The sequence below is a fragment of the Streptomyces venetus genome (assembly GCF_039540295.1).
In the GTDB taxonomy this organism is placed as follows: Bacteria; Actinomycetota; Actinomycetes; order Streptomycetales; family Streptomycetaceae; genus Streptomyces; species Streptomyces venetus.
On sequence record NZ_BAABET010000006.1, the window covers coordinates 36,779 to 49,189 of the forward strand.

Consider the following 12,411-nt stretch of genomic DNA (forward strand, 5'->3'; position numbering starts at 1 on the left):
CCGAAGGGTGTGATCGAAACGGCCGGAGGCCGTATCGGCGAACTCCGATACGGCCTCCGGCCTGCTGCCTCAGCTGTCGGGACGACAGGATTTGAACCTGCGACCCCTTGACCCCCAGTCAAGTGCGCTACCAAGCTGCGCCACGTCCCGATGCGTCTCGCGCGGGTGAACCGCGTGATCACGCAGGTCAACCCTACCTCATGGGCGGAGCGGAGCTCAGCCGCGCGGTGTTCGGGGTGTGGGGCGCGGAGGGCGTGGGTGCCGAACACCTGCTCGCCGGGGTCCGGGAACTCGTCGTGCGGCCGGCGGCGTCCGGTCCTGGCCCCGGTCCAGCCGGCGAGTCCCGCTGTCGAGACGGCCACGGCGAGGACGGCCCACCAGGGGATCTCCGCCTTGGTCGCGTGACCGGCGCAGGCAGCGACGGCCAGGAGCGCCGTGACGGCCCCTCCGGTCAGTCCGGCACGCCGCCGGTGCCCCGTCTCGTCCACGTCCTGGTCCCCCTTCGCCCGCGCGATCGCGATGCCCCGGGCGTCCCAACTCCCGGGCATATGCCGCAAACAATACGCGAGGCCGACGGCAACCACCTACCGGGGCATACGGGTTGAGACGGACACGGCGGGTCCGCAGGCACTCGGCACAGGGGTGGCCGGGCACGTGCCGGGGGTGTCGCCTAGCCGGTGGCGTCGAGTGCTTCGGCGAGGACGGTCGCCAGGGTGAACCTCGTGACGTCGGCGAGGTACTCGTAGTCGAGGGTGGCCGGCGCGTCGGAGGTCTGGTGGTAGTGCGGGTTCCCGTCCCCTTCGTACGCGCCGATCGTCACATCGCCTCGCGCTTCGAACGGCATGTAGTCGCTGGCGTAGATGGGGCCGAGGCGCACCGGCAGCGTCGTGTGGTCCGCCGCCGCCTGGGCCATGACCGCGCCGAAGGCCAACGAGGCGGCGTCATTGCCGGGCACGGCGTTCCCCAGGTCGCGCTCGACCGTCACCGTGCCGTCCGCCGGGGGCCTGCCCACCATGTCCAGGTTCACGACCCGGCAGGCCCCGGCCCCGGAGGCACTCAGCGCCGCCGCGTACGCCGTGGAGCCCCACAGGCCCTGTTCCTCCCCGGAGAACGCCACGAACCGGACGGTGCGGGCCAGTGCGACCGGGGCGAGCAGGCGGGCGATCTCGAGGATCGCGGCCACCCCGCTGGCGTTGTCGTCCGCCCCCGGCGCGCGTGCCGCGGCGTCGTCCAGGTCCGCCGTGCGGCAGTCGTAGTGGGCGCACAGGACGATGTCGGCCCCGTCCGTCACCGTGCCGGGCTTGGTGCAGATCACGTTGTCGGCGCTGTGACCGGCGTTGGTCCAGGTCCGTCGGGTCACGTCCGCGTATCCCGCCGACGACAGCCGGTCCACGACCTCGTCGGCCGCGGGTCCGATGAGCGGGGAGAAGGTGTGCCGCGTGTGGAACGCGGCCAGTGTCTCCACGGTGTCGCGCAGCGCCGGTGCCGACACCGACCCGACGAGCGCGGCGACGGACTCGTCCGCCCGCTTGCCCCTCGCCCGGCGTTCCGCGGGTACGAAGGGTTCGGCCGGGCTGGGCGGGTTTCCCTTGAGGGGTGGCGCGAGCGGCAGGCCCGCGAGTACGTCGTGGTTCATCTCGGCCGTCCTCAGCCGGTGTTGAGCGCGGGCAGGCAGGAGGCGCAGCCGTTGTATCCACGGACGAGCGCGTCCTCGGCGCGCGGGAAGGGCACCTTGCTGCCGGCGCCGAGCCTGGACCAGTGCGGGCAGGTGGAGAGGTGCAGTTCGCCGCTGTGCGGGTTGCCGAAGAAGAAGTCCTCCAGCTCCTTCACCGCCGTGATCTGGATCGTCATCCGCCCCACGAGCTGCCCGTCCCGGTACTGGGTGACCACGAGCGGATACATCTGGAGGTGTTCCGCGTGGTGGGAGAAGTCGATCGAGAGGTCCGCCGCCACCCGGTCGCCGGGCTCCAGCGTGAACCCGTCGACGACGGCCTTCCCGCCTCCGGGCATCTCCAGCGTGGAACGCACCGGGCCCGGCTCGGTCACGGTGAGCCCGCTCAGCGCCGCGTCCTCGGTGAGGCGGCTCAGCGTTCGCACGGAGATCCGTGTGTCGTCCGGCAGGGCGGTCGCGTCCAGGTGCCAGGAACCGGAGCCGCGGGCGAGACCGCCGTGCAGCGTGACCGTCGTGCGGGTCTTGCCGCCGGGTGCGGCGAGCTGCGGCACCACGTTCCGCTGACCCACGTTGTTGTCGAACCGGACCAGCTGACCGAGCGGCACCGGTTCGTTGAGGGTGGCGGAGACGGCGGGATCGGGAGCCCCGTGCACGACGGCGACCAGGCATTCGTGGTCGGCGATCTGCGGGGTCCACACGAACGGCCCCACCCGCACCGATCCGCCCGCCGGGATCGGCTGGTCGATCACCAGGGTGCCCAGCGACTGGAAGTGCGTCGGCCAGATCATCCCGGTGCCCGGATCGCACCGGAACGCCTCCACCTGGAACGCTCCGCTCGCGGCGGCCTCGGTCCCTCGGTTGTGCACCCGCACATAGAGGTAGTTGGGCCGGTTGTTGACGGGCGGCTCGTGGCCGAGCTCGGGGTTGTCGCCCGTGCTGAGGTCGTTGTTGCGGACCCAGATGTCGGGCGACGTCCAGAACTGGACGCCGCTCGGCACCGCGCCGAGGTCGGCGGGGTTGTCGCCGATGTAGACGTCCACGGGCCGCGGAGCCCACAGCCCCTGGTTCACGAAGGCCTCGTCCATGACCTTGCTGTAGAGGCCTCCGGTGAGTGTGGAGTCGGCCGTGATGCAGCCCTTGGCCATGCTCACGGCATGAGCGGCGTCCGGGGAGATGTCGTCCGGTACGACGAGCAGCATCTCGAGGATCGTCCGGTTGACGGCGTCGGCCGCCGCGATCCGTACGGCGGGATCGGATGAGTCGCCGCCCATGCCCAGGTAGCAGCGCCACAGTGCCGTGCCGAGCATCGAGTTGCGCAGGTTGATGCCGAAGTCGTCGAAGGCCGGGTCGTCGAAACGCTCGGTGACGTCGAGACGGCGCTCGGTGCTCCACCGGTCGGTCGCGTTGTTGTCGAAGGGGAAGGTCTCCGTGCGCCGGTGCCCGCCGGGGTTGAACCTGTCGCGGTAGATCGCGGGAAGCGCGTCGCAGACGCTGTGCTCGTACGAGCTGGATCCGCCGTGCTGGGCGTCGAGCCAGTCGAACACACCGTGGGTGTACTCGTGGCCGATGACGCCGAAGTCGCTCGCGTCGGGGGCACCGCCCTCGCCGAAGCGGATCCGCGGGGGCGTCAGCGTGCCGTGCCACTCGCTCTGGTCCTGGCCGTCGTAGGCCTGGGCGTCGACCTCGACCTTGACCATGTGGGCGTTGAGCGTCGCGTTGCCCAGACTGCGCAGATAGCGCGCGAAGGAGTCGAGCCAGTAGTAGGCGTTCGCGCTCAGGAACGAGCGGTCGGCGGGGTAGGTCCGGTAGGTGAAGTCCGGCGAGGTCTCCTGGGGCTGGGGGAAGGCCGGGGGGTCCCAGTCGGTGCACCTGAACCAGTCGCCGTCGAGCCGGAAGCCGTCCCCGTCGGCCGCGGCGACCTCGGCCTGCACGTCGTGGCGGAAGGCGTCGAGGACGGCCGCGCTGGAGTGGCCGTGCAGCGTTCCGTCGTCGGACTCGGTGACGGGGTCGGGCAGGAAGACCTTGAGGTCGGCGGTCACGAATTTCCCGGCGAGCGCGAGCCAGAGCAGTTTCCCGGAGACGGCGTCCAGGACGACACGGAAATGTTCGAAGGGGCCGGTGGTCTCGACGAGCAGATCGTGGACGAGGTGGAGGGCGCCGTCGGGCTTCCGCCCCTTTTTCAGCAGAGCGACCGATGCGGTGGGGTAGTCGGTCTCCGGCAACGCCGGCCTGGACGTGTCCCGCAGGTACGCGAGTTCGTCCCTGATGACCTCGGCGGAGGCGAAGTCCTCCCGGAACGGCGCCAGGGCGTTCTTCCGCACGGCGTCGAGCGGGTGGGCCGTGCCGGGGTCGGGGGCGTCCGACACGTCGACCTCCGCCGTGTGGTCGACCTGGATGACGGCGGCCTGTTTCACATCGGCCACGGCCTGGACGGTGGCGCCGACGACCGGGAGATCGTTGTGGAACTGCTGGTAGCGCACGCGCAGGGTGGCCGCGCCCTCGCTGGAGTCCACCTCGCGCAGGTCGACGCGGTCGGTCCGCAGGGCGCCGGACCGCGCCTTCATGAAACGGTCGATGGCCTTGCGTGCCGTGGGCGCGCGGTTCAGAGTCGCTCCGGGATCCACGTACGCCCGCAGAACACCGTCGGAATCGGCGTGTTCACCCACACCCGGAACCATTCTCAGCGGCTTGTCGGCCTGAGGGCCCGGCATGTTCCTCTGCGGTTCGGTGTGATGTGAATTCATGAGATGCCTCCTCCAGCGAACGTGGAGGGAAAGAGAAGAACACGCCAAGCCGCCTTGGCACGCTCGGATTTGGGGGTGTCGGAATAAATTCTAGTCGCGCGCCCAGGGGGCGGCGACTTGGGAAATCCCGCCGGAATCGCCGTCGTTGAAAACGAAAAAGCGGCCCGCTCAACCATCGGCCCCGGGGTCAGGGCGGCGGCGCCGTCGTCCCCCGGATCTCCAGCGTCGGCGCCGTCAGGTGCAGCCGGCCCACTCCCCCGGGGCGCTCGAAGCGGTCGAGGAGGAAGCGGGCGGCCCGGCGGCCGACCTCGTGGCCCGCGCTGTCGACGGTGGTGAGCCACAGGTGGCGCAGGCGGGAGATGCTCGTGTTGTCGTAGCCGACCACGGACACGTCCCGCGGGACGCGCAGGCCCAGTTCCTCCGCCGCCGAGAGGGCGCCGACGCAGGTGATGTCGTTGACGGCGAAGACGGCCGTGGGCCGGTCGGTGCGGTTGAGGAGGCGGACGGTGGCGCGGTAGCCGCCCTCCTCGGTCATGTCGCCCGTCTCGACGAGGGCCCGGTCGGCCAGGCCGTGCGCCCGCATCGTCGCCTCGAAGCTGCGGCGGCGCAGTTCGCCGACGGCGCCGTAACCGGCGAGGTGCGCGATGCGGCGGTGGCCGAGGCCGATCAGGTGCTCGGTGATCAGCCGGGCACCCTGCTCGTCGTCGCCCGCGACCTGGTCCACGCCGGGCGGCACCGGCTCCCGGGCACCCGCCAGGACGACCGGCATGCGCGCGGCGACCGCGCCGAGGGCCGCCGGGTCGGGCAGGGTGCCGACCACGACCAGACCGTCGACGCGCAGGTCCAGCAGCGGGTCGGCCGGATCCTGGCCGGTGCGGCGGTTCAGGCGCGCGTCGGCCAGCAGCATGTGCAGGCCGTGGGCGTGCAGCAGGGAGTTCAGGCCGTCGAGGAGGTCGACGAACCAGGGGTTGCGCAGGTCGTTCAGCAGCACGCCGACCGTGCGGGTGCGCTGTTCGCTGAGGCTGCGGGCGGCGGCGTTGGGCCGGTAGCCGAGCTCCCGGGCGGCGCGGAGCACGGCTTCCCGCTTCTCGGGCCGGACCTGGTCGGAGCCGCGCAGCACCAGGGAGACCAGCGACTTGGAGACGCCGGCCCGCTCGGCCACGTCCCGGATCGTCGGCGGTCTCATGGTTGGACCGTTCCATGCGGGTCGGCGGCTTGTCAAAGGGTTGACAGCTGCGGGAAACCGCGCTCAGGGTGGGCTGGACAAGTTCTGGAACGGTCCAAAGAGGGGTTCTCATGGTGGACACGCTCGGCGTCGCCGTCGTCGGTTTCGGCTGGATGGGACGTGTGCACACCCAGGCCTACGCGCGCGTGCGGCACCACTATCCGCAGCTGCCCCTCGTTCCTGAGCTCGTGACGGTCGCCGAGGAGGTGCCGGGCCGGGCGGAGGAGGCCGCCGCGCAGTTCGGGTTCGCCTCGACGACACGGGACTGGCGCGACGTGGCCGCCGACCCGCGCGTCAAGGCGGTCAGCATCACCGCGCCGAACTTCCTGCACCGCGAGATCGGCGTCGCCATGGCCGAGGCGGGCAAGCACATCTGGATCGAGAAGCCGGTGGGTCTGACCGCCGAGGACGCCGGTGCGGTGGCGGACGCGGTGGCCAAGGCGGGCGTGCAGGGCACGGTGGGCTTCAACTACCGCAACGCGCCTGCCGTCGAGGCGGCCCGCGAGCTGATCGCCTCCGGGGAGATCGGCACGATCACGCACGTCCGGGTCCGGCTGTTCAGCGACTACGCGGCCCATCCCGAGGGCGCGCTGACCTGGCGGTACGAGCGGGAGCGGGGCGGCAGCGGGGTGCTGGGCGACCTGGCCTCGCACGGGGCCGACCTCGCCCGCCACCTGCTGGGCGACATCACGTCGCTCACCGCCGACACGGCGATCTTCCTGCCGGAGCGGTCGCGGCCCACCGGCGCCACGGCCGGCCACAGCCGCTCCTCCGGCGGCGAGCTCGGCCCGGTCGAGAACGAGGACTACGTCAGCTGTCTGCTGCGCTTCGCCTCGGGGGCACGAGGTGTCCTGGAGGCCTGCCGGGTGTCGGTCGGTGAGCAGAACAACTACGGCTTCGAGGTGCACGGCACGAAGGGGGCCGTGTTCTGGGACTTCCGCCGCATGAACGAGCTGGGCCTCAGCCGTGGCACGACGTACCAGGACCAGTCCGTCACCACGGTGTACGTCGGACCGGGCCACGGCGAGTTCGCCGCGTTCCAGCCGGGTGCGGCGAACGCCATGGGCTACGACGACCTGAAGGTCATCGAGGCGTACCGCTTCCTGCGCTCGGTGGCCGAGGGCACCCCGCACGGAGCGACGCTGACGGACGCGGTGCACAGCGCCGCCGCGCTGGACGCGATGACGCGCTCGGTGCGCAGCGGGTCATGGGCGGACGTGTCCGCCGGGGCGTGACGTTCAGACCTGCCGCTGGAGGCGGCGGCCGAGGAGGAACCTCACCGGGACGAGGACGAGCCAGAGCCACATGGCGTGGGACCCCATGATCAGGGCCAGCGGTACGGTCGCGGCGAACACCACCACCAGCGTGGCGCTGTCGACGAGGTAGAGCGTGGTGCCGGCCTCCGAGGGAGTGCCGTCGCGGAGCCAGGGGCGTCTGGCCAGGACGGCGGCCAGCGCCAGGTGGCCGGCCCCCATCGCGGCGACCGCGCCCGCGTAGACGGCGACCGAGACGGGCCGGTCTCCGTACTCCGCGAGCAGCCTGGTCGGGAAGGGCACCAGGGCCGCGACACCGAGGCCGGCGATGGACAGGGTGATCACCTGTCCGTCGACCTCCCGCACGTCACGGAAGATCCTGCGGTGCTCGTGCCAGAAACTGCCGAGCACGGTGACGCTGAGCGCGTAGGCCGCGAGGTCCGGGAGCAGCCGGCGCAGGGCCTGGTCGTACTGGGCCGCGTCCAGTCCCCGCGGCACGTAGAGGTCCAGCACCAGCAGCGTGATGGCGATGGCGAACACACCGTCGGCGAGGGTCAGCAGCCGTCCGGGACCGCCGTCCGGGCGCGATGTCCACATGGGCACGACGGTAAGGGCCGCGTCGCGTCACGTTCGGCATCCACGCCCGGCCACGCCCCGGCCTCACCCCACCTCACACACCCGCGGCCTGCGGCGGCATGTTGTACGGCGTCACCACCTGGATCGCCGACGGCGGGGTCGGTCCCGCCGGTGGCAGCGCGTCGTGCGCCCGCATGACGGTGTGGCAGGCCTCGCGCACGTCTTGGCGCAGGTCGTGGTGGAGCAAGGCGGACAGGCGGTGCTCGCGCAGCAGCCGGGTGTTGTCGTGGTCGAGGTCGTGCGCGACGAACACGGCGCACTCGCGGCCGAGGTCCTCGAACGCCCTGAGCGTGGCGATGTTGCCGCCGCCGATCGAGTACACCGCGCGGATGTCCGGGTCGCGTTCGAGTGCGGCCCGGACGAGGTCGTACTGGGTGGCGTCGAGTCCCTGTCCCTCGGCGATCTCGACCAGCGTGCGCTCGGGGTGCCGGGCGCGCATCGCGCTGCGGAAGCCCATCTCCCGCTCCTCCTCGTTGCGGAAGAAGCCGCTGCTGAGGCTGGTGAGGATGTTGCCCGGGCGGTCGCCGAGCCACTGGCCCGTCAGATACGCGGCCGTCGCGCCCGCGGCCCGGTCGTCGATGCCGACGTAGGCGCGGCGGGCGCTGGTGGGCAGGTCGGTCACCAGGGTCACGACCGGGATGCCGGCGGCTTCGAGCCGGCCGACGGCGGCGGTGACCTCGGGGACGTCCGGCGCCTTGAGGATCACGCCCTGCGAGCCGCGCCGGGCGATCCGGTCCAGGGTCCGCACCAGTTCACCGACCGGGCCGGTCTCGCGGAAGTGGAAGCGGGAGCGCAGCACCGCCGGGTGCAGGGACGGCAGCTCGGCCTCCAGGGCGGCGCGGATCGCCGTGGTGAAGCGTTCGGGTGCCTGCATCACGATGTCGACCATGAAGGTCCGGCCGACGAGCCGGACCTGGGTGCGCTGCCGGTCGAGGTCGGCTATCGCGCGGCGCACCTCCTGCGCGGTGCTCTCCCGCACCCCTCCCCGGCCGTTGAGCACCCGGTCGACGGTCGCCTCGCTCAGGCCCGCCTGGCGTGCGATCTCCCGGATCGGGAACGGGTGGCCCATGCGCCGGCTCCTTGAGGGGTTTTTGATGGGTCGCTGCTGGTTGTTCGAGGGGTTTGTACTGACAAGAATGACAGGGCTCCGTCGCTCCGTGACCCCGAAGGGACGACGATGTCCTTCACTTCCGTCCACCACCGTGCCTGGCTGTCCGAGCAGGACTGCGATCTCGACGCGTTCCGCGCGCTGGTCGAACAGACGACGGACCCCGCCGACTATCCGCACGCCTCCGCCGTGGAGCGGAACGTGCCGGTCTACGACACCGGTCTCCTCGAGGGCGACCGGGTGGTCCAGGCCGAACTGTCCCGGGCGCTCGCCGACGGTCCCGGCATCGTCGTCTTCCGCGGTGCCTTTCCCGATCCGGAGGTCGTGGACCGGGCCACCGCCGTGTTCGAGGCCCTGATCGCCGAACAGCGCGCCTCGGGTGCCACGGCCGGTGACCATTTCGCCGAGCCGGGTGCCAACGACCGGGTGTGGAACGCGCTGGAGAAGGCGGCCCTGTACGACGCGGAGGCCTTCGCCGACTACTACGCCAACGAGGTGCTCGCGCTGGTGTCCACGGCCTGGCTCGGCCCCGGCTACCAGGTCACCTCCCAGCTCAACGTGGTGAACCCGGGCGGCGCCGCCCAGACCGTGCACCGCGACTACCACCTGGGCTTCCTGTCCAACGAGGTCGCCGCCGCCTACCCCGCGCACGTGCACCGCCTCTCCCCCGTGCTGACCCTCCAGGGCGCGGTCGCGCACTGCGACATGCCGGTCGAGTCCGGGCCGACGATGTACCTGCCGCACTCGCAGAAGTACGCGCCGGGCTATCTCGCCTGGCGGCTCCCTCCGTTCCGGGCGTACTTCGAGGCGCACCAGGTGCAGCTGCCGCTCGCGAAGGGCGACGCCGTCTTCTTCAACCCGGCCCTCTTCCACGCCGCCGGCACCAACCGCTCGGCGGACATCCGGCGCATGGCGAACCTGTTGCAGGTGTCGTCCGCGTTCGGGCGGGCGATGGAGACGGTGGACCGGGAGGCCGTGGCGAACGCGGTGTACCCGGCCCTGCTCAAGCGCCGGGCCGAGGGTGCCGACCAGGCGTGGCTGGACCGGGTGATCGCGGCGAGCGCCGAGGGCTACCCCTTCCCGACCAACCTCGACAGCGACCCGCCGGTCGACGGCCTGGCCCCGCCCTCCCAGGCGGATCTGCTGCGGCGGGCGCTGCGCGAGGAGTGGACGCCGGAAGCGCTCCGTGCGGAGCTGCGATCCGGTACCGAACGGCGAGAGAGCTGAGGACATTCGTGGGACTTCTCGACGACAAGGTCGTCCTGGTCAACGGCGGCAGCCAGGGCGTCGGTGCCGCCGTCGCGCGGGCCGCGGTCCGCGAGGGGGCGGTGGTGGCCGTCACCGGGCGGCGCCCCGAGCCCGGCGAGGCCCTGGTGGAGGAGCTGATCGCCGCGGGCGGCAAGGCCCTGTACGTACGGGCCGACCTGTCGGACGCCGAGCAGGCGAAGGCCTCCGTGAGCCGGGTCGTGCAGGCGTACGGCCGTGTCGACTGCCTGGTGAACGCCGCCGGGCTGACGTCCCGCGGCACGCTGCTGGACACCACGCCCGACCTGTTCGACCAGCACATCGCGATCAACCTCAAGGGGCCGTTCTTCGCGATGCAGGCGGCGGTCGCGGACATGGTGGCGCGTGAGGCGCCCGGCACGATCGTCAACATCATCACGTCGTCGGCGCACGGTGGGCAGGCGTTCCTGGCGCCGTACGTCGCCGCCAAGGCGGGGTTGATCGGGCTGACCCGGAATGCCGCGCACGCGCATCGGTGGGACCGGGTTCGGATCAACGGGCTGAACATCGGCTGGACCGCGACCGAAGGGGAGGATGCGACGCAGCGGGCCTTCCACGGGGCCGGGGACGACTGGCGTGAGCAGGCTGCTGCGAAGTTGCCCATGGGCAAGTTGGGCCAGCCGGATGAAATCGCCGAGTTCGTGGTCTTCCTGTTGTCGGAGCGGTCCGGGGTGGTCACCGGGTCGATCATCGACTGGGATCAGAACGTGCTGGGCGGACTCGACTAGGCATCTGCCGCGCTTGGTCCGTCTGTCGTGTGCGGCGCCGTCGTGGCTGGTCGCGCCCACGCGGCGGAGCCGCACATCGAAACAGCCCCGCGCCCCTGAAGGCGTGCACCACACCAAGGAGCAATTCATGCGTATCGGAATCCTCGGTCTCGGCCGTATCGGCGCGTTCCATGCCGAGACCCTCTCCGGGCTGGACGCTGTCGAGTCCCTCGTCGTCACCGACCCGTTCGCGGGTGCCGCCAAGGCCGCGGCCGAGCGGTTCGGGGCCGAGGTCGTGGACTCGCCCGAGGCCCTGCTGGCCGCCGGCGTGGACGGCATCGTCGTCGCGGCGGCGACCGACGCACACCCGGCGCTGATCCTGGCCGGGGTCGAGGCCGGGGTCCCGGTCTTCTGCGAGAAGCCCGTCGCCAAGACCATGAGCGAGGGCGTCGAGGTGCTCAAGGCCGTCCGCGGCAGGGACGTGCCGATCCAGATCGGCTACAACCGGCGTTTCGACGCCGGGTTCGTCGCCGCGCGGGCCGCCGTCCAGGCCGGTGAGCTGGGCAAGCTGCACACCGTGCGGTCGACCACGCTGGACCCGGCCCCGCCGCCGGCCGCGTACATCGCCGCCTCCGGCGGCATCTTCCGCGACTGCTCGGTGCACGACTTCGACATCATCCGCTGGGTGACCGGCCGTGAGGTGACGGAGGTGTACGCCGTCGGCGGCAACCGCGGCGCCGACTACATCAAGGAGGCCGGTGACGCCGACACCACCGGCGCGATCCTCACCCTCGACGACGGCACGATCGCGGTGATCTCCAACTCCCGGCACAACGCCCGCGGTTACGACGTCCGTATGGAGCTCCACGGCTTCCAGGACTCCATCGCCGTAGGCCTGGAGGACAAGCTTCCGCTGCGTTCGGTCGAGCCCGGCGTGACCTTCCCGGCGGGCACGCCGCACGACTTCTTCATGGACCGCTTCACCGAGGCCTACCGCGCCGAACTGACCGCGTTCACCGAGGTCGTCGCCGGCACCCGCCCCTCCCCCTGCACGATCGAGGACGCCCTGGAGGCGGGCTGGATCGCCGACGCGTGCACACTGTCGCTGCACGAGCACCGTCCCGTGACCATCGAGGAGGTACGGGCGGCCTGACGTGGCGGCCGCCGCGGCTCAGGCACCGCGCCAGACGTTGGCGAACGCGTCGTCCTCGATGGCCCGGCGGCGGCGGACGGCGTCCAGCTCCGTCACGGCGTCGACCACCGCGGCGAGCACGGCCTCGGCCGCGTCGTCGGGCGCCGGGAGGTCCTCGGGCACCTCGTCGCGCACCCCGACGGCGGCCGCGAGTGTGGCGAGCACCGGCTCGTCGGTCGCCCGGCGGTGCCGGGCGCGCTGCCGGGCAGGGGACTCGACCGGTGTCGGCCAGGGGGTGCCGCGGAAGGAGAGCCAGGAGGCCCGGGGCCGTGAGACGAGCCCCTCTTCCTCCAGGGTGGTCGCATACTCCTGGGCCAGTCCACGGCCCCTGCGCCAGAGCCAGTCCTCGATCGGCTCGTACGGCTTGTCGCGCACGAGTGCCGTCGCGGCCCGGTCCAGCAGCGGGTCGTGCAGGGGCGGCGCCAGGCGGGACACCATACGGTCGCCGTCCAGCGTCACCACCTCGGCACCGAGCAGGTCGATCACCTCGGCGCCGGCCAGCCCGAGCGACAGGTCGCCCTGCGTCACCGGCCGGCTCGTGGCCGCGTCCATCGCCACGATCATCAGGTCGCGTGCTGTGCCCATCACGA

10 protein-coding genes and 1 tRNA gene are annotated in these 12,411 nt (G+C 71.8%); 4 read left to right on the forward strand and 7 right to left on the reverse strand.

Features of this window, described 5'->3' with window-relative positions:
* Positions 1–76: 76 nt before the first annotated feature.
* The 4 genes from ABEA82_RS20240 to ABEA82_RS20255 all read right to left on the reverse strand — a co-directional run bounded on the left by ABEA82_RS20240 (position 77) and on the right by ABEA82_RS20255 (position 5,602).
* A tRNA-Pro gene (locus ABEA82_RS20240) sits at positions 77–150 on the reverse strand.
* Between the two features lie 520 nt (positions 151–670).
* Positions 671–1,636 carry a M28 family metallopeptidase gene (locus ABEA82_RS20245; RefSeq protein ID WP_345662975.1) on the reverse strand — a complete coding sequence of 322 codons (966 nt, stop codon included), beginning with the start codon at positions 1,634–1,636 and terminating at the stop codon, positions 671–673.
* 11 nt (positions 1,637–1,647) lie between these two features.
* The gene (locus tag ABEA82_RS20250) at positions 1,648–4,338 is read right to left on the reverse strand and encodes a hypothetical protein (RefSeq protein ID WP_345662976.1); all 2,691 of its coding nucleotides are present in this window, start codon (positions 4,336–4,338) and stop codon (positions 1,648–1,650) included.
* A 265-nt stretch (positions 4,339–4,603) separates the two neighbouring features.
* The gene (locus ABEA82_RS20255; RefSeq protein WP_345662977.1) at positions 4,604–5,602 is read right to left on the reverse strand and encodes a LacI family DNA-binding transcriptional regulator; all 999 of its coding nucleotides are present in this window, start codon (positions 5,600–5,602) and stop codon (positions 4,604–4,606) included.
* Between the two features lie 110 nt (positions 5,603–5,712).
* Between ABEA82_RS20255 and ABEA82_RS20260 the strand changes: the two genes are divergently transcribed.
* Entirely contained in the window at positions 5,713–6,876 is a 1,164-nt protein-coding gene (locus ABEA82_RS20260) for a Gfo/Idh/MocA family protein (RefSeq protein ID WP_345662978.1), read from the forward strand.
* A 3-nt stretch (positions 6,877–6,879) separates the two neighbouring features.
* Here ABEA82_RS20260 and ABEA82_RS20265 read toward each other — a convergent pair whose 3' ends face one another.
* Together ABEA82_RS20265 and ABEA82_RS20270 are read right to left on the reverse strand one after the other, a co-directional pair.
* On the reverse strand, positions 6,880–7,491 hold the full coding sequence (locus ABEA82_RS20265) for a TMEM175 family protein (protein WP_345662979.1): 612 nt from the start codon (positions 7,489–7,491) through the stop codon (positions 6,880–6,882).
* Positions 7,492–7,564: 73 nt separating this feature from the next.
* Complete coding sequence (locus tag ABEA82_RS20270; RefSeq protein WP_345662980.1) at positions 7,565–8,599, reverse strand: LacI family DNA-binding transcriptional regulator; 1,035 nt, start codon at positions 8,597–8,599, stop codon at positions 7,565–7,567.
* A gap of 108 nt (positions 8,600–8,707) precedes the next feature.
* Here ABEA82_RS20270 and ABEA82_RS20275 point away from each other — a divergent pair, with 108 nt between their 5' ends.
* The 3 genes from ABEA82_RS20275 to ABEA82_RS20285 all read left to right on the forward strand — a co-directional run bounded on the left by ABEA82_RS20275 (position 8,708) and on the right by ABEA82_RS20285 (position 11,782).
* On the forward strand, positions 8,708–9,865 hold the full coding sequence (locus tag ABEA82_RS20275; protein WP_345662981.1) for a phytanoyl-CoA dioxygenase family protein: 1,158 nt from the start codon (positions 8,708–8,710) through the stop codon (positions 9,863–9,865).
* 8 nt (positions 9,866–9,873) lie between these two features.
* Positions 9,874–10,650 carry an SDR family oxidoreductase gene (locus tag ABEA82_RS20280; protein WP_345662982.1) on the forward strand — a complete coding sequence of 259 codons (777 nt, stop codon included), beginning with the start codon at positions 9,874–9,876 and terminating at the stop codon, positions 10,648–10,650.
* Positions 10,651–10,777: 127 nt separating this feature from the next.
* A complete protein-coding gene (locus tag ABEA82_RS20285) occupies positions 10,778–11,782 on the forward strand; it encodes a Gfo/Idh/MocA family protein (RefSeq protein ID WP_345662983.1) in 1,005 nt (334 codons plus the stop codon).
* 18 nt (positions 11,783–11,800) lie between these two features.
* Here ABEA82_RS20285 and ABEA82_RS20290 read toward each other — a convergent pair whose 3' ends face one another.
* Entirely contained in the window at positions 11,801–12,406 is a 606-nt protein-coding gene (locus ABEA82_RS20290; protein ID WP_345662984.1) for a GOLPH3/VPS74 family protein, read from the reverse strand.
* Between the last annotated feature and the right edge of the window lie 5 nt (positions 12,407–12,411).